15 protein-coding genes are annotated in these 21479 nt (G+C 54.9%); 4 read left to right on the top strand and 11 right to left on the bottom strand.

The window, feature by feature from the left end; translation table 11 throughout:
• Positions 1-490 precede the first annotated feature (490 nt).
• Positions 491-640, top strand: a complete 150-nt coding sequence (locus KGA82_RS29370) for a hypothetical protein (protein ID WP_317851266.1) — start codon at positions 491-493, stop codon at positions 638-640.
• A gap of 41 nt (positions 641-681) precedes the next feature.
• Here the strand turns inward: KGA82_RS29370 and KGA82_RS01100 are convergent, their stop codons facing one another.
• From KGA82_RS01100 to KGA82_RS01115, 4 genes are all read right to left on the bottom strand, one after another.
• Positions 682-963 carry an excalibur calcium-binding domain-containing protein gene (locus KGA82_RS01100; RefSeq protein WP_223449389.1) on the bottom strand — a complete coding sequence of 94 codons (282 nt, stop codon included), beginning with the start codon at positions 961-963 and terminating at the stop codon, positions 682-684.
• Between the two features lie 270 nt (positions 964-1233).
• On the bottom strand, positions 1234-2256 hold the full coding sequence (locus KGA82_RS01105) for a fimbrial protein (RefSeq protein WP_223449390.1): 1023 nt from the start codon (positions 2254-2256) through the stop codon (positions 1234-1236).
• Positions 2257-2337: 81 nt separating this feature from the next.
• Positions 2338-3552 carry an EAL domain-containing protein gene (locus KGA82_RS01110; RefSeq protein ID WP_223449391.1) on the bottom strand — a complete coding sequence of 405 codons (1215 nt, stop codon included), beginning with the start codon at positions 3550-3552 and terminating at the stop codon, positions 2338-2340.
• Positions 3553-3701: 149 nt separating this feature from the next.
• Positions 3702-6914 carry a hybrid sensor histidine kinase/response regulator gene (locus KGA82_RS01115; RefSeq protein ID WP_223449392.1) on the bottom strand — a complete coding sequence of 1071 codons (3213 nt, stop codon included), beginning with the start codon at positions 6912-6914 and terminating at the stop codon, positions 3702-3704.
• Between the two features lie 230 nt (positions 6915-7144).
• On the opposite strand from KGA82_RS01115, the gene KGA82_RS01120 reads away from it, so the two are divergent.
• The gene (locus tag KGA82_RS01120) at positions 7145-8044 is read left to right on the top strand and encodes an EAL domain-containing protein (RefSeq protein WP_223449393.1); all 900 of its coding nucleotides are present in this window, start codon (positions 7145-7147) and stop codon (positions 8042-8044) included.
• 71 nt (positions 8045-8115) lie between these two features.
• Complete coding sequence (locus tag KGA82_RS01125) at positions 8116-11778, top strand: transporter substrate-binding domain-containing protein (protein WP_223449394.1); 3663 nt, start codon at positions 8116-8118, stop codon at positions 11776-11778.
• A gap of 59 nt (positions 11779-11837) precedes the next feature.
• Here KGA82_RS01125 and KGA82_RS01130 read toward each other — a convergent pair whose 3' ends face one another.
• From KGA82_RS01130 to KGA82_RS01160, 7 genes are all read right to left on the bottom strand, one after another.
• Complete coding sequence (locus KGA82_RS01130; protein WP_192415655.1) at positions 11838-12467, bottom strand: response regulator transcription factor; 630 nt, start codon at positions 12465-12467, stop codon at positions 11838-11840.
• A gap of 146 nt (positions 12468-12613) precedes the next feature.
• Positions 12614-15115, bottom strand: coding sequence for a fimbria/pilus outer membrane usher protein (locus KGA82_RS01135; protein ID WP_223449395.1), 2502 nt, complete (start codon positions 15113-15115; stop codon positions 12614-12616).
• 84 nt (positions 15116-15199) lie between these two features.
• The gene (locus tag KGA82_RS01140; RefSeq protein ID WP_223449396.1) at positions 15200-15916 is read right to left on the bottom strand and encodes a molecular chaperone; all 717 of its coding nucleotides are present in this window, start codon (positions 15914-15916) and stop codon (positions 15200-15202) included.
• Positions 15917-15975: 59 nt separating this feature from the next.
• On the bottom strand, positions 15976-16575 hold the full coding sequence (locus KGA82_RS01145; RefSeq protein ID WP_223449397.1) for a fimbrial protein: 600 nt from the start codon (positions 16573-16575) through the stop codon (positions 15976-15978).
• 215 nt (positions 16576-16790) lie between these two features.
• Positions 16791-18638, bottom strand: coding sequence for a GldG family protein (locus tag KGA82_RS01150; RefSeq protein WP_223449398.1), 1848 nt, complete (start codon positions 18636-18638; stop codon positions 16791-16793).
• A gap of 3 nt (positions 18639-18641) precedes the next feature.
• A complete protein-coding gene (locus KGA82_RS01155; protein ID WP_223449399.1) occupies positions 18642-19376 on the bottom strand; it encodes an ABC transporter permease subunit in 735 nt (244 codons plus the stop codon).
• The gene (locus tag KGA82_RS01160; protein ID WP_223449400.1) at positions 19373-20296 is read right to left on the bottom strand and encodes an ABC transporter ATP-binding protein; all 924 of its coding nucleotides are present in this window, start codon (positions 20294-20296) and stop codon (positions 19373-19375) included. The genes KGA82_RS01155 and KGA82_RS01160 overlap by 4 nt, the downstream gene beginning before the upstream one ends.
• Positions 20297-20542: 246 nt before the next feature.
• Here KGA82_RS01160 and KGA82_RS01165 point away from each other — a divergent pair, with 246 nt between their 5' ends.
• Positions 20543-21475 (top strand): hypothetical protein, encoded by a 933-nt coding sequence (locus tag KGA82_RS01165; protein ID WP_223449401.1) that lies wholly within the window; start codon positions 20543-20545, stop codon positions 21473-21475.
• The last annotated feature ends 4 nt before the right edge of the window (positions 21476-21479 follow it).

The following is a 21479-nucleotide window of genomic DNA, read 5'->3' on the forward strand; positions in this document are numbered from 1 at the left end:
GGACCAGCATCCTGTCGTGTGAACAATTTTAGAAACAGCTTGGCAAATTAAGCATTGCATGTCCGATCTCCATTTCGATGACCAACTCACTGTAGCCGAACACCGGCCAAGGCTCCTCCATGCCCATAGAAAACAAACCGGTCGAGCCTGGCTTTGACCTGAACACGCCAGATGGCGGACGCGGTTACATAGCCCACCTGTTCAAGACAGTGCTCAAGCATCACGACTATCGCCATTACATCAATGGATGGCGAGGACGGTTACTGCCGGGGCATCGTGTTTGCACTCGAAGATCTCGGCGTGCAGGTGAACCCATGATCGCCTCATTCAATCGCACCCGGCGCTGTATCGAAAGGCCTGGCGTGACGATGAGCACTCCGAACTAGCGTACGACCAGAAATCGAATGTCAGGCATTGCCTGAGCGTGGGAGGTGGAACCGATTATTGGGGTGACGGGATGGATGCTTACACCACCTGAGCGGACTGGAAGATGAATTGGCCTTTCCATGGTCCGTTCGAGGAATACCCGCATGGGCATGACCTTGCTCACTACCCGAACACGGAAGGCTTCAAGCCGACGACTCAAAACCTGCTGAAGCTGGCCGCCAAGTGCGAGCTGGTATCCAAAGCAACAGCCTAAGCCCTCTTCCACCTACCCAGCCTGCTGCTGAACGGCGAATGTCACCGGCACCACTGCATCTCACAGGGTACTCCGTCATTGTCGCCATCCATTTTCATTCCTGGACAATTTTGCAGAAAGTTTTTCGCCTCTGCGCATGAGGTCATCTGCGAGCAGTATTTGCGCCCATCGCATTTGACTGGAGCCGAAACAGGCTTCGGCACAGCCACGACCGTAGAGATGATCGGGGGCGTCGATAGCCGAGCCTCAGCCCAGGACTGTAATTCAGGAGAAAGCTTCCAAGCCAACAGACCAACAACAAGCACAACCAAAATCAGTTTCATCTTGATCCATCCATGATGAGAGACCGTTTGCGTTCTCACGTTGCCTGCTTTCCAGCGTAACCCACAAATTCACATACAGCCTGCCGGTTAACGCCGACACGGATAAGAATCAACGGCGCCTGCTGGAAAAGCAGAACGCCAAGCTGCCACCGCACCTTCAGCGAGTGCCGCCAAATCAGTGGCCAGGCTTCAAGCCTTGCCGGGGCCATAGCTGTACGCCAACCTCACTGCCACCACAACGGCTCCGTCGTGAAATCGGGTACCGAGCGTTTATTGATAAGACATTGTGATGGTCATTCCCGCTTTTACTTTGCCTGCAACAACGGGGGCGGTAGTCCTGAGATAGCGAACGGTAAATGATTTTCCTAGATGACCGCCGACACTTGTGAGCTTGCCAAAGTCTCGTTGATTAGTAGTGCCTATCGCTGATGAATCAGGACCGAAACTTACGGGCAAACCGTTTTCCAGAACTTGAATAGCAAAACCTGACGCGGAGTCCGGTACGTTCGCCAATCCAAGCGTCGATGAGGTATTTGTGGGGGATGAGATATCGGTGAGGGTATATTTCACGTTTAAGTTTGATGCTACTGCCCCGCAATCCAAATCGATAAAAAAGGGGGTTTCTCCGGCCGTCGTTTGTGCATTCCTCAAAGATCCGATATCTACCGTCGGCAGTTTTATTGCCCCTGGCACGCTGAGCTTACAGGCAGGGGATTTCACATTAAGAGTCGCTCCCTGAGTCCTTATGAACCCGAAACCATAATAGTAGTTATCCGCGGAAACATATATACCGTGCCGCATAACTGTGATTGATGGAACGTTTATTGTTCCCGGCTGCAGGCGTTCTGTGGCAACAAAGCGAATTCGATATTTACCTCTCGCAGCCGCAGCAACGATTCCAACATTAGAAGCCCACATTCTAATTTCAGCTGATGACATGAAAGGCACATAAGAGTCATTCACATCGCCAGCGGCCATAATTATGCCAACACCCTTGACACCTGAATTGTGAATTATATATGAGCTTCCTTCAAAGACTAACGTTTGTGCCGTTCTAGCAACTACATTATTTGCGTACGAGAAGAAATCGGATTTTGCTGGAATGTCTTTACACAACCCCATTATTGTTCCTGCAGCCTCGTGCCAAGAGTTTGAAATTACTGTTGGCAAGGCGACGTCCCTAGCCTCCAGCGAAAGGGCAGGAATAGAAATTGTGCCGTCGTCGAATGTACAGCTTGTTGCAGCAAGTAAATTACCGCTAAACAATGCACATGCTATAAATAATGCTCTCATAAAGTTCTAATACCGTTACTGCCCATTGTCCAGTCGAAGCGGACCGTATGTCTTTCTTGATTTGCTCCGGCCTCCATAAATCTACTTCATTTCGGCTTTCGTTCCAGACCCTGCGCGCGCCGACAACCAGCGCAATAGATCCTCGCCGCTCATCGGGCGGGCGTAGAAATAGCCTTGCCCAGAAGTGCAACCCAACTCCAGTAACAGGTCATGTTCTTCTTTATTCTCAATGCCCTCGATCACCACCGACATTCCCAGGCTTTTACCTAGCGCCAAAGTACTGGAGATGGCTGCCCGGCAGCGTGGCTCATGTTTGAGAGTGCGGATAAACTCGCCATCGAGTTTGATCTCGTTGAACGGCAACTGACATAACCGCTGCAACGACGAGAATCCCGCCCCAAAGTCATCGATCGACAACTGGCAGCCCATCATTCGTAACCGCACCAGGGTTTCCAGACTAGTGACTGGACTTTCCAGCAACCCGCTTTCCGTGAGTTCAAAAGTCAGGCTGGAACCCGCCGCATTGTGAAATTGCAGAATGCGTTTGACGATTGATGTGAGGTCGCTATTGGTCAGTTGCGTTACGTGCAGGTTGAACGCCAGGTTTAATACAAAGCCATCGCTGCGCGCTTGTTGTTGCAGGCGCAGCGAAGTATCCATTTGCGCGAATAACAACTCATCAAGTAATCCGCAACGTTCCAGCACTGGCATGAACACCGCTGGGGACAGAACGCCTGAAGCAGGATGCTGCCATCGCGTCAGCACTTCCACGCCTTTCACCTCCCCGGTACTCAGATTCACCTTGGGCTGATACCAGGCTTTCAGCTGTTGCTCGCGTAGTGCTCGACGAACCTCATCTTCACTGGCCAACTCAACAGGGGCGCGAACTGGCGGCACAACATCCGAACCACGCAAGTGCTTTTTCAGCAAGACATCCAGAACAGGCGCCTGCAGCGGCTTACCGACATCACCGAGCATTTCCAGCCCCAACAACGATACGATCTGCTGCACCGCCCGACGCAGGTCGGCGGACAGCGAGCTGCTGATGATCACAGAGCCTACGAGCCCCGAGCGTCCGACTCGCTGAAGAAACTCCAGACCATCCATGCCGTCCATACACAAGTCACAGAGGGCAATGTCTACCTTGCCCACTTTGTGTAAAACATCGAGTGCCTGGACGCCATCTACAGCCTCGAAAACTTCCTGACAGCCAAGCTGGCGCAGCATGCTGACCGCGACTGAACGCTGAAAATCATGATCTTCAAGCACCAGTACACGTAGAGGAAGACGCTTCATGGAAATCAGCTCGGTGATGGGGGGCGAACCATCCTGCCTAAAGCTGAAACAAATCTAATTAGGAAATATCTGACATTCGCGCGGATTAATCTTACGTCGATGAATTTCTCTGGCGAGGCCCCAATGCAATATGGGCCGTTGAGCACGTCTCAGTTCGCGCGGATAGCTTGTTCCACGCGCCGAACAAACTGATCGACTTCGACTGCACAATCGTGGCCAGAGCTCTCGACCAATCTCTCCACCTCTCGACAAAGAACAATGAGGCTTTTGGCTTTGCCGACCGCAAGAGCGCCACGAATCCGGTGTAACAATCTAACGGTTTTTGCAGCGTCGGCTTCCTTCATCGCGGATTTCAATCCACTCAAATCTTCACGAATGGTGAGCATAAAGAGTTCAACCATGCGCTCTGGAATCTGAATCCGGTCTTGAGGGCCCGTAGCCTCGATCACTTCTACGTGGTCGAGCACTGGTTGGTTCATCGTACTTTTCAGGCTCAAGTAAAGGCCCTGAATGTCGATGGGTTTGGTCAACCAATTGTTCATGCCAGCATGTATGCAGCGCTCGCCTTCCTCTCGCAATGCATTGGCAGTAACGCCGATTATTGGAATCTCCAGATCCCGCTGTCTGACGGACTCTGTAAAGTCATAACCGTCCATGACGGGCATGTTGACGTCAGTGAGGATCAGGTCATAGCGTCCGTGTTCAAGGGCTTCCAGCGCTTGAATACCATTCGATGCCACCTCGACCGTACAACCGATGGCTTGCAGTTGCTCTTTCATCAACCGCTGATTGACCGGGCTGTCTTCAGCCAGTAGCACGCTCAGGCCCAAATGACGTTTATCGGGGGCGATTGCATTGGCAATGGGCTCGGGCATGGCACCGGTGACGGCCATGGTGAGAGCCTGGCGCATGCCCGAGAGGCTGTGCTGACTGACCAGAATATCTTTGCCAATGATTTGCGGCACTTCACTGAAGTCATGCTGGGCAAAGACTTTGACGCCGCCCCAATCAAGCACTGGCAATTGTTCAGGCATGACTTCCAATAGCGCATCGTGGAATGCCTGGACTTGAGTCGAAACAATCACGCCCAGACGCTCCAGCCATGCAGTCAGACTCTGCGTCAATGCCGGGTACGGCGTGCGCACCAATACGTTCTTACCGGATAACAGTTGATCGGACACAGGGATCATCGCCGGTTTCAGGACATCCACCGTTAACGCGAAAGTGAACTCGCTGCCCTCTCCCGCTTGACTGCTGACCCTGAGGCTGCCGCCCATCATCTGGCTGAGCATGGAACATATGGGAAGGCCCAATCCTGTGCCCTTGACCGTGTGTTGCTTGCTGTTGGCCTGGAAAAAACGCTCGAACAAGCGCTCCTGGTGAGCTGGCGAAATACCCGGCCCGGAATCGACGACTCGCCACTCCAATCCGGCTTGACCATTAGGGTTGTGGGTCACAGCCACAAAAACCGCTACCTGCCCACTGTCGGTGAACTTGATTGCATTGCTCAGCAGATTACTGATGATTTGCCGAATACGAAGACTGTCCCCTGATACCTCTTGAGGCAGGGCCGGATCGATGCAACAAAAAAGTGATAAGCCCTTACTCGCAGCGGTACCTGCGAAGAGGCGAATGATGTCTTCAATAAGATCCAGCGGATTGAATTTGATCGGCTCAAGCACCAGTTGTCCTGCTTCGATTTTCGACAGATCCAGGACATCGCTGATCAAATGCAGCAGAACGTCGGAGGAACTGTTTATCGTCGCGAGGTAGGCTCGTTGTCGCTCTTCCAGTTCTGTCATGCCCAGTAATTCGAGCGTTCCAAGTACACCGTAAAGCGGCGTGCGAATTTCGTGGCTGATCGTTGCCACGAAGTTGCTTTTTGCTTCGTTGGCCGCGTCCGCGGCCTTGCGCGCAAACACCAGAGTTGCCGCCGCCTCGCGATGGGAAGTGATGTCTGTGAAGGTGCACAGCAAAACCCGCTCGCCCTGATAATCTGTCGGGGCAAAACGAACATGCAGCGATCGTTCAACCGTCATCAGGCAACCTTCACCCGAGAGCGCCTGATCCTGGTCGAACATAGGCCAGTCGCGCATCAAGTCGTGAAGATCTCCGGCATCACCAAGCCACTCGGCAAACAGCTCGTTTTGGGTGACCTGCTCCAAACCCTCCGCTCTTATAACGCACAAGGCCAGCGGCACCGTTTGCAGCAGCGAATGATTAAAGTCGTGATTAACCAACAACTCCCGATAGTCCGTACTTGCAGGTACCAGGACACGACGCCGATACCAGTTAATCAGCCACCAGCCACCGAACACACACACCATCAACAAACCCGTCAGCCCCAGTAGCGGCCATCTCGCGTCGTGAATAAGTCGCTCATAACTGATGTAATACAGCGCCTGCCAGGTTCCAATAGTGCCGGCACTACGCTTGATCAGCAGACCGGAGGTGGTCAGGTGCAGGCCGTTTTCGTATTCACGAATATCAGTGTTCTGTGAACCGACCAGCACGCTACCGTCAGGTGCTATCAAATCAATCGATTCAAACGCGGGCAAATTGTAAAACTGCTTGTCGATACTGATGCCGAAGGCATTGAACTCATTGAGTTCCAGCAGGGTCGCCACGATTATTTCCGGGGGGTTGTGGCCATCTGCACTGTATTCATGGGATTGGTCGGAGATATAGGCCAGCAGTTCCCGTCGGCCATCCGCCAGAAAGCGTCTACCGGGTGTCCAGTGCACAATCAAATCGCTTTTTTTGGGCGGATTCCTGGCAATAGTTGCCTTGACCTTTTCGATGACCGGCAACAACGCGGGCTCTGAATCCGCAGGCTCCGCGTCAATCGAGGGCACCGCTACATCAAAACCATCTTCCAGATCGAACAAAAACATCTGAGGCGCGGTAAACGATGATCCACCCCAGAAATCACTGTAGACATTGGCCATGCCACGAGCTTGATCCAGTTCCCGAGCAACCGCGCCACTGACCAGCAAGTCGAGGCGATCAGGCCCGAGAACCGATACCGTGGTCGAAAACTGTGAGGCCCTGCCCTCATAGAGGCGCAAGTCGCCCATTGGACGCTCATCAAAGACATAGCCGACGCTTTTCTCCGGTTTGTAATCAACCGAACCACTGGCTTTTATTGCTCGCAACAAAAACGTTTCGTGATCGTTGGCGCGCGCTACCAGTCTCAAAAAGTGATAGTTGACTTTGACAAGTTCGCCCCTGACTACTTTGTAAGTTGCCCAATAGCCGACAACTACAAAAAACAGCAGCAACAAAAAAGAAACGATCAAACCAAAACCCAGACGCAGGGAGATTTTTTCCAGCCGCCCTACTCTTGATTGCCTATAACGCATAAAAATTCAAATCAGACGGCATCAAGCCACGTCCGTAAACCATCAAAAAATCCCCCGCCACAGAAGCGTTTTCGCTCCCTTTGCGTGCTGACAAGCCATGAAAGCAGAGTCATTGAAGCCTGTAAGATTAATCCTACAAGCGCTGTAGAAACCGCCGACCGACAGTCTGCCTGAGCTGCGCCAAGGTTCACAAACAGTTTCTCTTACCTGTTTCTGACCTTGGAGCGTCCATGAAAAATTCGAGTGTGAAAAATCTGGATTTGCTCGACCGCGCTCGATTGTCGACAGCAGAAAAAGATCGCAATCCATCTTCAAATCCACTTGTTACGGCGCCGCCTGGTATCACTTCATACGAAATATGCCGGGGGCTGCGTAATCATGAGTTCGCCTCTTATTACCAACCGAAGTTATCACTGAAAGATGGCACCATTACTGGCGCCGAAGTACTCGCGCGCTGGAATCACCCGCAGCGCGGAGTATTGAGCCCGTCACAGTTTTTACCGGCGATACAGCACCACGACCTGATCGACGAGCTGTTTTTTGAAATGCTCGAGCAGGGCGTGTTGTTGCGAAGGACCTTGTCGGCGTTCGGTTTTCCCATGGAACTCGCCTTTAACCTGCAACCTTCGCAACTGGGCTGCAAGTCATTTTCCAACACGATCCGTCATTGGCTCGAACAGTATCAATGCCCCGCCAGCCGAATCACGTTTGAAGTCACCGAAACCGGCTCGATGCACTTGTCGCCGGCTTGCCTGAAGAACCTGTTGCAGCTGCGAATCCTCGGTTGCAACCTGTCAATGAACGACTTCGGCACCGCGTTTTCCTCCCTCGAACACTTGTGCGACCTGCCCTTCAATGAGTTGAAGCTGGAAGGTTCTTTCGTGCAACGCCTGCACTCTCATCCCTCCTGCCGGATCGTGGTGGAAAACACCATTCAACTGGCAAACACCCTCGGCCTGTCGCTGGTTATCGAAGGCGTGGAAACCGTAGCGCAAATGAAAGAACTGGAAGCGCTGGGCTGCCCGATGGTTCAAGGCTTTGCGATTGCCCGACCGATGCCGGAGCAGCAGTTCATCGACTATTGCCTGCAATACATCGCCCAGCCCCGAAACACCTCGCTCTGCGCGTGATGCTCACTACGCCTTGCCCGGCATCTCGCAGTTCCACCACCACGGGCACCTGCCTGCCAAGAAGACATTCAATGTTCAGCACCAAATCCGTTTTAACTTTTCTTCTCGTGTGCCTGAGCTCGCTGATTGCGAGCAGTCGAACCCTCGCCGACCCGGCCGGAGGCTATCTCCATCTGACCAGTCAATTGGCCAGCGAGCCGCAAAAGTTACAACTGGCCCCCGAGGATTGGGCCTGGCTTCGTGAACGGCGCAGTCTGACGCTGGGTGTACCGGGGACGTCCGCCCTGCCCCTCGACGTCATCTATAGCAATGGCGATTACGAAGGTATCAGCGCCGATGTCGTCACGCTGCTGAAGCAACAACTGGGTATCGAAATCAAGGTCCTGGGGTTCGCTACGCGCCAGGAAGCACTGACGGCATTACAGGCCGGGGAAATTGACCTGATCAGCCGCTCCAGTGTCTACGAACATCATCACCCGGAAACCGCCCTGAGCATCCCGTACGCGGTGAACGCGCCTTCGTTGTATCGACGCCCCGGGGATAACCGACCAGTCCCGGACGATCTGCGCGGCATGACCATCGCCGTGGCGAAAAACTACATCCCATCGGAGCTGTTCCGCAGCCGCTATCCCGAGGCTCGGATCATCACCTTCAACAATAATATCCAGGCGATGGCCGCCGTGGCGTTTCAGGGGCTCGACGGATACATCGGTGATTCCCTTTCCGCCCATTACATGATCAATCACAGTTTTTTCAACTTCCTGAAGTTTTCGCAATTCATCAAGCTCGACGCCGGCGGATACGGCTTTTTGCTCAGGGGCGATGAGGGTCGGCTCTTGAACATACTCAACTCCACCCTGTCATCTTTCGGCACGTTGAAAATGAGCTATCTGGTCAAACGCTGGACCGGTGGCGGCACGGTGATACCGGAAGACCGGGTGACGCTGTCGGACCAGGAGAAACGCTGGCTTGCCAGGCATCCTGTTGCACGCCTGATGATCAATGATGACATGGCGCCTTCGGCCTACTTCGATGCCAAGGGTCGATTTAATGGCGTGGTCTCGGACCTCTTCGAAACCATCACCCAGCGCACCGGACTGCGCTTCGAGATATTGCGCACATCAAGCTTCCAGGGCGTTCAGGATGCGCTGCGTGAAAACGAAGCGGATCTGGCGCTCCTGACCCCCAGCGCCGAACGCCAGGAAACACTGCGATTCAGCCATCCTTTTGCTACCAGCTCGTTCAGCCTCGTGACTTCAGTCGATCACCGGGACATTTTCGGTCTGGACGCCATGACTGGCAAACGCCTGGCGATTGCCAAGGGCCACGTGCTGATCAACAGCCTGCGCCGGGAGTACCCGGAAGTGGTCCTGCTGCAACCAGCCAATAATCTGGAAGCAATGAACATGGTGGTCAGCGGCGAGGCCGATGCCGCGGTGATGGCCCTGTCCATGGCCCGCTATTACACCGCTCGCCTGTACGAACAAAAACTGCGTATCTCGGCGATCCTCGACGGCGAAGACGCAACAGCGAGCTTTGCCATGCGCCGCGGCGACACCGAACTGCAATCGATCATGGACAAGGCGATCCTGAGTATTCCACCGGATGAGCTGAACGCACTGACGGCGCGCTGGCGATCCAACGCCGCAATGAGCGGACAGAGCTGGCGCGACTATTCGCGGGTGATTCTGGAAATCGTCGGTTGCGCGCTGTTTGTGCTGGCGATCTCGATGCTGAGAATTTTCCAGTTGCGCCGGCAGATTCGACGTCGTGTGGCGGCCGAAAAAGCGCTCAACGATCAATTGGAGTTTCTGCAAACCCTGAACGACTCAATGCCGATTCCCATCTATGTCCGCGACCTGGAAGGTCGCTTGCTGTCGTGCAGTCGCAGTTATGAAGAGGTCATGAATCTGCGTCAGGCCGACGTGTTGGGCAAGACTGCACTGGAAATGCCAATCGAGCATTTTGAAATGGCCCTGGCGCTGCACAACAGCTACCTGCTCGCAATGGAAACCGGCACTCCCCTTGAGCAGCAGTACGAAATCTCAATTGCCGGCAACAGCCGAAGTATCGAGCATTGGATACAGCCGTTCCGTGATTCTTCGGGAAGCATCAAAGGTGTGATCTGCGGGTGGCAGGACGTGTCCGAGCACCGCCGACTGATCCAGGATCTGCAACAGGCAAAAGAGCACGCCGACGAAGCCAGCCTGGCAAAGACCCAGTTTCTGGCGACCATGAGCCATGAAATCAGAACGCCAATGAGCGCGGTGATCGGCACACTGGAGCTTGCACTCAAGCGTGCCGATCAAGGCGTGCTTGATCGTGACAATATTGACGTGGCTTACGACTCGGCTAAAAACCTGCTCGAGCTGTTGGGCAACACCCTGGACATCGTGAGGATCGAATCCGGTCGCCTGAGCTTTTCGCCAAGGCGTTGCAGCCTCAAGGAATTGGTCGAGCCTGTGGCGCGGGTCTTTGAGGGTCTGGCACGGCAGAAAAACCTCAAACTGCTACTGGAAATCGACGCCGGCACTACTCGGGACGTGTTGGTGGACCCTCTGCGCTTCAAGCAGATCCTGTCGAACCTGGTGAGCAACGCGATCAAGTTTACTGACGAAGGCAGCGTGGCCATCCGTATCACCACCCATATCGATGCCTCGCGCATGTTGCATGTGCAATTGCAGGTCACCGACACCGGAACGGGTGTCTCCGATGAGAATCTGCAGTTGTTGTTCCGCCCTTTCGCTCAGGTGGCGCAATCGACTCTCAACGCCCAAGGCGGAAGCGGGCTGGGTCTGGTCGTCTCGCGCTCACTGTGCGAAATGATGGGCGGACGCCTGGAAATGCACAGCGCGCTGGGGCACGGCAGTACGGTCAATGTCACACTCAAACTGAAAACCCTTGAACCGCTTCCTTTGATGGACGACGTGCTTGTAACCAAGCCCCGACAGGCGACGAGAAAAATCGCCCACGTGCTGATCGTCGATGACAACACCCTCAACCGGCAGATGCTGCGTGCGCAACTGGAGTTCCTCGGCTGCACGGCGGTAGAGGCAGAAAATGGCCTCGAAGCGCTGCAATTCTGGCGACAGCAATCGTTCGATCTGCTGATCACTGATTACCACATGCCGGTCATGAACGGCGTCGAGTTGACCCTGGCGATTCGCAAGGAAGAACACGAGCGGCAGCGCCCTCGCCTCACCATCCTCGGTCTTACCGCTGACGCACAGCAGGAGGAAATCGATCGTTGCATCAGCGCCGGCATGCGTGACTGCCTGATCAAACCCGCCAGCCTCGGCGTGCTGGAAGAGCGATTGAACGCCTTGATTCCAGCGGTCGCGACGGCGCCCTCAATCGAGGTGTTTGTGCCTGCCTGCGACGCCCTCGCCGACATGCCCGAGGGTTACGCCGAAGCGATCGACACGTTGAGCAAAATCAGCATGGGCAACCCCGCCGTCGTCGAGCAACTGCTCGGGGAACTGCTGAAAAGCAACCGCCGGGATCTTGAGGAACTGCGCCAACTTAACGAACACATGGACATCAATGCACTGATGCAACTGTCCCATCGCATTCGCGGAAGCGCAGCGATCATGCGCAACACCCGCCTGATCGAGTTATGCAAAGCCATGGACCTGGCCTGTGTCGAAAGCAGCTTCGAGGAACTGACCGGCAAAACGGCCGAAGTGGACAAAGAACTGCTGCTGATAGAAAAGGCCTTCACCAAATCCCAGTGACAAAAAAGGGCTGGAGAGATGCTCTCCAGCCCTTTTCTTTTTTGCGCTTGAGCCCGGGTTCAAACCAGATCGTTACGCTTGGCCAGTTCGACCAGGGCAATCAGGTTTTCCGCACTCAACTTGCGCTGCAGTCGCACTTTATACGTGCTGACAGTTTTGTGGCTGATCAGCAACTCTTCAGCAATTTCCTGATTACCCATGCCTCGGGCCAGCAACTTGAGCACGGTGATCTCGCGATCCGACAGCTGGGAAATCTTCTGGCTTTCCTGGCTGGCAGCCTGGGAGTTGTCCCGCAACATCTGAATGGTATCGGCGGGGAAGTAACTGTATCCCGACAGCACCGCTTTCACGGCCCCCACCAGTTCATCCAGACTGTCGTCCTTGCAGACGAAGCCAGATGCGCCGGCCTGCAATGAGCGCACGGCAAAGTTACTGGTGTCGCCGGAAGTCAGAATCAACACCTTGGTGGAAATACCAATCGCCTTGAGATGCGCGATCACCGACAAACCATCCATCTTCGGAATGCTCAAATCCAGCACGATCAAATCCGGGAGCAACTTGCGGATCGCTTCCAGTGCGTCCACACCGTTATCGACCTCCGCCATGATCGTGTGCCCTTCACCTTCAAGCATCACCCTCACCGCCATACGCATCAGCGGGTGATCATCGACGATGACTATATTGCCCATGGTGTTTACTGCTCCTGAAGTGAAGACGATCGAGTGGCACGCATTGAATGGCGGCCAACATAGCACAGGCCCGAGAGTGCAATGCTTGCGCGCCCGGGCCTGTAGTGTTCAGTGAAAGGAGAGTTTAACGATGTCATCAGCGCTCGCTAAGTGGTTACGAACGTGCAAACCACATCAAACTTCTCGTACATCATGTCTTTTTTCGCTGGCGGCACGTCGTAGTTCGCCCGGCAACTGCCCTGGCTCCAACGAACATCCAGTACACCTTTATCCTTCGCACCGAATACCAGCAGGCGCGACAGGTTGTCGACCACTCCACTGACGTTGCCTTTTTCGTCAAAGGCCTGGGCGCCAAACGGAATTTTCTCGCCGTTGTCCAGGCTCAACGTCAGTTGCATGCGACGTCCCGATTCCGCTTCGAACCGACCTTTGACGATGGCACCACGGGTCGGTACGACCATGCGCGAAGTGTCGGTGACTTCCATGTCGCTACCCAAGGTGCTGGTATCGAGGTTGATCCAGTTAAAGCGATACGGTTGCGCATACGGCACCACTGCGTAGCCCTTGCCGTCCGTGCGTGCGGCGCCGGCTGAAGCGACACCGACATCGGCCACACCCGGGACCTCCACCAGAGCGAAGGTCTCGCCGACCGGCTGACCAAACGTCACGCCGCCACCGTGTACGACCATAGAGCCGGACGCGCCGGTGTTCATATGGGTGCTGCCCGGACCCTGGCCATAGTTGCCGTTGATCTTGGCTTTCGGGGTATCCCAACTCAGGCCGAGGTCGCCGTTGGTACCACCATTTTTGCTGTGACCCGCCTGGGCCGAATACATCAGGCTGCTGTCTTCGGTCAGGTTGCCGGCGATGCCGGACTGGATCGACGAATCGCCCTGGGACGAAGACGTTACGCTGGTGTAAGCCCTTTGCGAACGCTTGCTGCCACCGAATGGCAGACTGATCGACGCCGTGACCTGAGTGTCGGCGCCTTGCGTCATGGCTTCGCCATCGGTACGTGAAATGGCGAAGCTGTAGCTGGTATCCGAGTAGCTGCCGCTGTAGCCGAACTGCCAGCGGCGAGTGCTGCCTTGACGATTCCAGTAGCTGGTTTCACCGAGGCTCAGGAACAATGAACCGCGGTCGGCAAACGACTGGTTGATGTTCATGTCGAACCGGCTTTTCTGCCGTCCGTAGTTCGAGCCACTGAGGTAGCCTTGTTCATCGACGTGCTGGCTGAACGTCCGATAACCTTCGGTGGAGTAGCGATAACCGACCATTGTGAAGGTGGTGTCGGTGGCACTGAGGGTCTTGGAATACAGGAAACGCGCGCTTTTCCCGGTGTTCTTGCGTCCGGCCGCATCTTCGGAGGTGCTGCTGGTGACGTCAAACGACAAGCCGCCCACCGAAGTATTCAAGCCCAGCCCGAGGTTGAGCGCCCGGTACTGCTTTGAAGTCAGCACGCCGCCGTAACCGGTAACGTTATCGCTGACACCGTACACCAGAGTGCCCTGGCCGAATTTCGGCGCAACGGGGCCCTGGCTCTGGTATTGACCACCGGCAAAACTGTACCGGGCACTGCCACGGCGAGTCATCACCGGCAGATACGAATAGGCTTGGGAATACTGGCGTTCGCGGCCATCGGCTTCGATGATCTTGACCTTGAGGTCGCCGTTCGAGCCGCTGGGATAGATGTCGCTGATCTCGAACGCACCGGGCGACACCGTCGTCGAATAGATGACGTAGTCGTTCTGGCTGATCTCGACAGTCGCGTTGGTCTCGGCGATACCACGCACCACCGGGGCAAAACCGATCTCGTTGTCCGGCAACATGCCCAACTCGGAACTGATTTGCGCGCCGCGAAAGCGAACGCTGTCGAAGATATCTCCCTGCGTGTACAACTCCCCCGCCGCCAGTTTGGCTTTGAGGCCGATGAGATCGCGCTCCACGTAACTGCGGTTGCTGCTGAATTGGTTCCGAGTGCCGGTAGAGCCGGTAATCGACGACTCATTGCGCAGGCGCCAAGCCCCGATGTTGAAGCCGTTGCGCAAACCGATGTAGCGGTAGTCGTTGCGATTGCCCTGATTGATATTGCGGCTGAAGTTGGTCTGATAATTGGTGTAGAACGCAGTAATTCCCTGATCCCACAGCGAGGGGTCAACGTAGCCCCGAGACTGACGCTGGACATAAGCCTGGGGAATGCTGATCTGCAGCGCCAATGCGTTTACATCAAACTCGACTGCCGCACCGGGCGCCAGCGTCGCGACATCAATGACGGACTGATCATCACTGTCCTGGGCTATAACATTTTCCCGACGCAAGCGGTTGACGTTAACGCCGAGGTTTTGCAGTACGCCTAACTGAATGATCGGGCGCACCTCTCCAGTGTCGCCAGACACTGCAAACTCGATGTTCTCGCGGACAATCAGAATCTGGTTGAGATAAATATCTACCGCATAGCGACCCGGCGGCAGTGAGTTACCCTGCTCAAAGTATTTTAGTTCAGCCTTGGCCCCGCCCTTACTCAGGAAGTCAACGTTGAATTCGACCGGAAACGCCGCGACAGGAACGGTCATCCCCAGGAGAAAGACGCAAGAACCACTTACGTAATTAACGAGGCTTGGATTCGCTTTCTTCCTGAAAACATACACAGGCTATTTCCTCTTGCAACTTCTTAGTCAACTTGTGGCTCCCCTCCACTACAGAAAGTCAACCCACGGACATGCACCCAACTATTATTCGAAAACATTCACCGTATGCTTAATCGGCGCACCGTAATCGTTGATGTTGTAATACTCGACTACAGACCGTTTATCGATGCTGCCTGCAGGTGCGCCCTTGACCGGAAACTTTCCGGTAGAAAGTGGTGCGACCATATCGGTGTCTACCGGGTATGTTTTTCCATCGCTTTTGTATTGAGTCGTGCCGAAGGACACGTGATAGAGCGAATCGTTAGTGACGCGAAGATAGCGCTTGCCACTTTCATCCTGAACACGCCATTTGAGACCACTGGCGGCTTCCGCCGAACTACCCGTCATAGCGTCGGGGCGATAGAACACCTTGATCCGTTGGCGTATCGCCAACTGCAAGGTATTGTCACCTTCGGCCTTCTGCGGAATTTCCTGGACATTGAGCCAGAACACCGATTCCTTGTCGCCCGGCAGCCCTTGCCCGTAATAGAAAACCCGCAGAGTCTGCTGTTTGCCAGTGGCGAGACGGCTCAGGGCCGGGGTTAGCGCAAACGGTACATCCTTGCCTTTGAAGGCGACGTCCGGCTCGATCCAGGACTGGATCATGATGTCCTGATTGCCGTCGTTTTTAACCAGAATGGATGTTTCCTTGCTCTTTTGAGGATAAATAATGCGCGTGCCGCCTAATGTAATTCCTGCGGCGGCGACGCTGCTGTAAAGCAAAGCGATACCAGCCAGCACATATCTGGATTTCACTATCATCGTTTGGACCTTGAAGAGATGAGACAGAGAGGCAATTGATGTCTCTCTGTCTTGAAGACTTACTGGTAAGTCAGCGTGTAAGGCAAAGTACCGTTGGCAGCGCCCGGAGTAATGGTCGGTTCGCCGTTGGCAACATACGCGGCGCGAATGTTCAGATTGGCCGTGTACTGGGCTGCAGCACCTGCGCCCGTTGCAATCAACGCCGAGTCAAAACTGTCGCCAGCCGCCAGGTTCAACATGGTGTTGTTAGCAGCAAAGATACCGATACCGACTCCCGCAGCGCCGCCCGGGGCAATTTTCAGTAGTGCATTATTCTTGTCATCCACACCGCTGCCCGAGTACGGGTCAAACTTCATTTTCACGGTGGTCAACCCGGTGGCTGTATTGCCGCAATCCAGATTAATGTTGATTGGCGTGCCGGAAACAATAGGCGTGGCACCGGTATTTTTCAGCGAGTCAATACTGACCTTGCCAAGACCAACGGCAATAACTGTATTGCCTTTATTACCGGTAATGCCCGTACCGGCACCGGCGGTGACACTGCAGGAAGCCGCGGTGATTTCGCCGGTGAATTCAATTTTACCGTCAGCAGCAATCGCCGAAGTTGTAATGAGCCCGACTGTGGTGGCAGCCAGAATACTTCTCAGGGAAACAAACATTGCGTATTCCTTTTACTGCGTAAAGTGAGCGCTTCTAGAACTCTTTAAAAGAGTCGGGCAATCTTTACCGAGTGCAGCTAAAGCAACAATTGCAGGATTCGTCCTACCCCAATAGATAAATCTGTCCGGCGTGTAGGATTAATCCTACTTGCCTGGGAGGTTTGCAAAAAAAACCGCCTGAACCTTACGGATCAAGCGGCGTTGCGCGAGCAACCTTAAAACGTTTGCCATCGTCCACGGCGCAACAACCTGCGAGCACTCCACAGACCGAGAACAAGCAACGTCAGCACACCGGGCACAAGACCGATATTGATGGCTTTGAGCAGCGCGCCCAGCTTCTCAACCTCCAGATTCGATTGCCTGGCCACCGCGCGCATCTCACTTGCAAGGGCGGTTTTCTCCTGAATGAAGCGATCGATTTCCTTTTGTTGTTCGGGGCTCAGACCCGTACCGTCGTGATGTTCAGATTGCAAAAACGCCAGCTGTCGTTCGGTTTCATCGAGCTTGCCTTGCAACGTGTCGCTCATGTCCCGAAAGCGCTGCCGAGTTTGTCGCAGGAGAACGTCCACAGTGGTAAACGTGCGACTGAAGTGCCCCCGAGAGCGTAAATTGATCAAGGCATCGGTGCCGGTCAGGCTGTCCAGCGCGTTGAGCACAAACACGCCGTTGTCAGCCCAGGCCGTGGGTTCACCGATGCGGCCCCGAGCGTCAACCCACAGGTTGTCGCTGAGCAGATCGGTGTCGGCCACCACAATCACATTAATGTTTTCAGTCGAGGTGATTGCTCCAGGCTTGCCCTGTACCTCCGTCAGAAACGCTGACTGCGCCGGACCTTGCAGCCGGGCCGCGAGGGTGAAGCGCTCGCCGGAAGGTTTCATTTCCCGCGCCAGTTCGCCCGAGTCTTTCATCTGGTCAAAGCGCGCCGTGCTGAACGGCATCGAGTACTCGGAGCCGCGCAACAAAGGGCTGAATGTAGTACGCGAGCCCTCCAGCGGTTCAAGAATCCCCGCCGTGGTCAGGTTGATGCTTTGCAGTCCAGCGGTGGCGACGTCCTGTTGATTCATTGCCGATGCAGGCAGTGCGAGTGCAGTCGGTTGCCACACCGGATCGGCGCTGTCCTTGAGGTTGACGAACTGCCCATAGTGACCGTCGCCCAGCACCTTGCCTGGCACCTGACGCACACCCCATGCCCCCAACAATGGCGCCAGGTCAGATGATTTGTCTTTGCTGGGAATGCCGAAATATTGCTCGCCGCGATCCTGCTCGCTGTACGGATCTACAAACAGCAGCAACCGACCGCCCCGCAGCACGAACTGATCAATGGCCAACTGGGTGTTGCGGCTGACTCGCTTGGGGTGTACCAGCATCAGCACGTTGAGCCCCTCGGGAATCTGCTCGATCTCGCCGGTCAATTCCTGCACATCGAATGCCTTGCGAATCTCCTCGAGCACGAACCATGGCGTTAACGTGCGTCGACTCTGCTCATCGAAACCACCCGCCAAAGGCAGCGATGACAGCAAACCGATGGGCGCCCGCTCCGGCTTGTCCAGAGACTGTAAAAGACGACTGATCTCGTACTCCAGAAACGCCTGTTCATCCAGAGAGAACAAAGGAATGCGTTGCGTATGCTGTTGTTGATCGACCGCCGCCAACCCGAAGAACACCTGCCCTTCGACCGGCCCCAAAGGAATGGCATCCAACCCGAATTCACGCGCTCGATCTTCCTCGACAGAGAACGCCTGCGGATCGATTACGTGCAATTTGAGTTTGCCGTGGCCCTGCCGCTCATACTCCCTGAGCAGCGCCTCGACGCGCCGGGCGTAGCTGCGCAGAACAGGCAGGTCTTTGGCGGCCCTGCTGGAGAAAAACAGGTAGAGATCCGTCTGACCGGGAAGTTGCTCGATAATCTGCCGGCTACCTTGGCTCAAGGTAAACAGTTGCTGCTCGGTCAGATCCAGCCGTGGCTCGTCCAGTAAAGTACCGACACCGGGACTGCCGGCCAGAACCGTCAAGGCTGCGCCGCTCAGGCACAGCGTGACGTAACGCAAGCGTCTCAAGTCCATGGCTTACGAAGCCTTCTTCAGATCGACAACCAACGCCGTCGCCGCCAGCCAAGCGACGATCTGACCAAAGAAATAAAGCAGGTCCCGAGGCGCTATGACGCCTTGGCTGATCGAACCGAACCGTGCGAGAAAACTCATGGACGCGCTCACATCAAGCCACGCCATCGGCGCCCATTGTTTGAGCAGGTCCAGTACCGGAGCCGAACCGCTGGCAATAAACAGCAGGCCAACCATGGCCGCCATCAAGTAAGCGACCACCTGATTCTTGCTGAGTGCGGACATACAGCCGCTGATCGCCAGGTAAACGCCGGCCAGCAACCAACTTCCCAGATAACCGCACAAAATGGCGCCATTGTCCGCTTCGCCCAGGTAATTGACGGTGAGCACAATGGGAAACGTCAGCAGCAACATCAGTGCGGCAATCAACCAGGCCGCGAGGTATTTGCCGACCACCACTTCGAAACGGGTCAACGGCAACGTCATCAGCATTTCAATGGTGCCGGACTTGCGCTCTTCAGCCCATTGGCGCATCGCCAAGGCTGGCATCAGCAGTAGATATATCCATGGGTGCCAGGCAAAAAACGGCGCCAGGTCCGCCTGGTTTCGTTCAAAAAACCCGCCGGGATAAAACGTGCATACGCCACACAGCACCAGGAACGTCATCAGCAGCAGGTACGCAGTTGGCGTGGCGAAGTAGCTGCAGAATTCGCGCTGGACGATTGGCGACAACAGCCTCATGCGGCGCGCTCCCGGGTCAGGGTCCGGAACACTTCCTCAAGCCCGCCCCGCTCCTCCTCCAGGCGCCGTACTTGCCAGCCTTTGCTGACGATCAAGGCGTTGATCGCCGGAAGAATGACTGCGCCGTCCTGGGCCAGCACTTTTACGCTGTGCGCCTCGAGACCTGCCTCGATACCGGCAACGCCGGGCAGTACCGCCAACGCCAGCAGATCCAGCGGATGGCGGCCGAACACTGTCACGGCCTGGTGATAACGGGATCGGCTTTGCAGTTGTTTCAGTGTCTCGTCCGCCAACAAATGACCGTTGTCGATGATCAGGGCACGACTGCACAGAGAGGTGACCTCTTCCAGAATGTGCGTCGAAATCACCACAATCTTGTCCTTGGCCAGCTCCGAGATGAGCTCGCGCACATGGTGCTTCTGATTCGGATCAAGGCCATCGGTAGGCTCATCCAGGATCAGCACTTTAGGGTCGTGCAACATTGCTTGCGCCAGACCCAGGCGCCGCTTGAACCCCTTGGACATGGAATCAATGGTGTCGGCGCGCACGTAACCAAGCTCGAACCGGTCGAGCATCTGCGCTACCCGCAACTTCCTTTCAGCGCCGCGATAACCGCGCACCCTGGCAATAAACCCGAGAAAACCCTGCACGCTCATATCGCCATAACACGCGTTACCTTCCGGCAAATAGCCCAACAAACGCTGTGCCTGACGAGTGTGTCGGCTGATATCGAAACCGCAGACGGTAATAGTTCCAGAAGTAGGTTTGATCAGGCCGGTGAGCATGCGCAGGGTCGTGGATTTGCCTGCACCGTTGGTGCCGAGAACCCCTAGCACTTCTCCCGTGACAACCCGGAACGAAATATTGTTTACGGCGACATTTCCTGAGAAACGTTTTGTCAGTGTCGAAATATCAATCATGGCTTCCAGCTCGCTAAGCGATTTTTCCGCTTCACATTTGCAGATACGTTTGTTGAAGCGAGGAAACATAAACCGCTGATTGATCCGATTGAACGGGGGCAAGTGAATACCAGATCGGTCTGTAGGCCGTGAGGATTTATCCGAGGCCTTATGCGCTTACTCCTACAAAACACGGCACCGACACTCGCTATTCTTTAATCGGCCGATAGTCCCGTTTTTTGCCCAGCCTCGGAGCCGCGAAGCCAAATGAACTTTAGAACAATCACCGTATTGAACACCGAAGGGGAACCGCTGAACGCTGCAGTACTGTGCGTGTTTACGGCGGTTGTGATTGACAGGCGGTTTGTGATTTACAGCCTGAATGAAAATCTTGGTGGGGGCCTGATACGGATCTATGTGGCGTCTCTGTGTGACGACGGGGAAGCGTTACTGATGACCTGCATGTCCCCGAACGACTTCAAGATTGCTGCGCAAACCCTCAAAAACATCATAAACGATGCCCTGGCGCCGGCACCCCACATGACCGATGGGAGCTATCGGATACTTGACCTGCTGGAGACTCGGATCATTCCCGGGGATGTACACACCCACCGTACGTTGAAAGTCAACGAAACATGGGTGGAAAAGCTGTTGAATTTTCAACCCTCGCCAGGACCCTTTGTACAAACAACCATGAAAACTTCGACGCAGGATTTACATATCGAACTGGAGTGCACCGACTACTACTCGAAACTTACACGCTTTAACCAACATGAAGACGACCATCGTCAGGTTCCCCCTCCGCCCTTGAACAAGATCTCCCGAGATGCCCCCGCTGCTTCTCCGAAATCCATTATGACCCACGTAGCGTCAACTACCGCCCTGACAGCATCCGAGGAAACCGCGCCAATGACCCAAAATACCGTATCGCGCATTGAACAAAGCTTGCAGACACTCATGACGAACCTGAGCAACCATAAAGAGGCGCTGCAGAACAAACATGAGGAGTTCTATAACGTTCGACTTAAACAGGAGCGTCTTGACCGCGACTTGAATGCCCGTGAAGCCATGTTGGATCAACGGGAGGAAGAGTTGAGTAGAAGCGCTGCATCATTGACCATTGCCGAGGCGCAACTAAGTGAGTTGATCCACCTGATCAACGATGCATCCGTTATTGCCCTGCCTCCAAAGTCCGATTGAAGCT

The organism is Pseudomonas sp. BF-RE-22 (genome assembly GCF_019956155.1).
Classification (GTDB): domain Bacteria; phylum Pseudomonadota; class Gammaproteobacteria; order Pseudomonadales; family Pseudomonadaceae; genus Aquipseudomonas; species Aquipseudomonas migulae.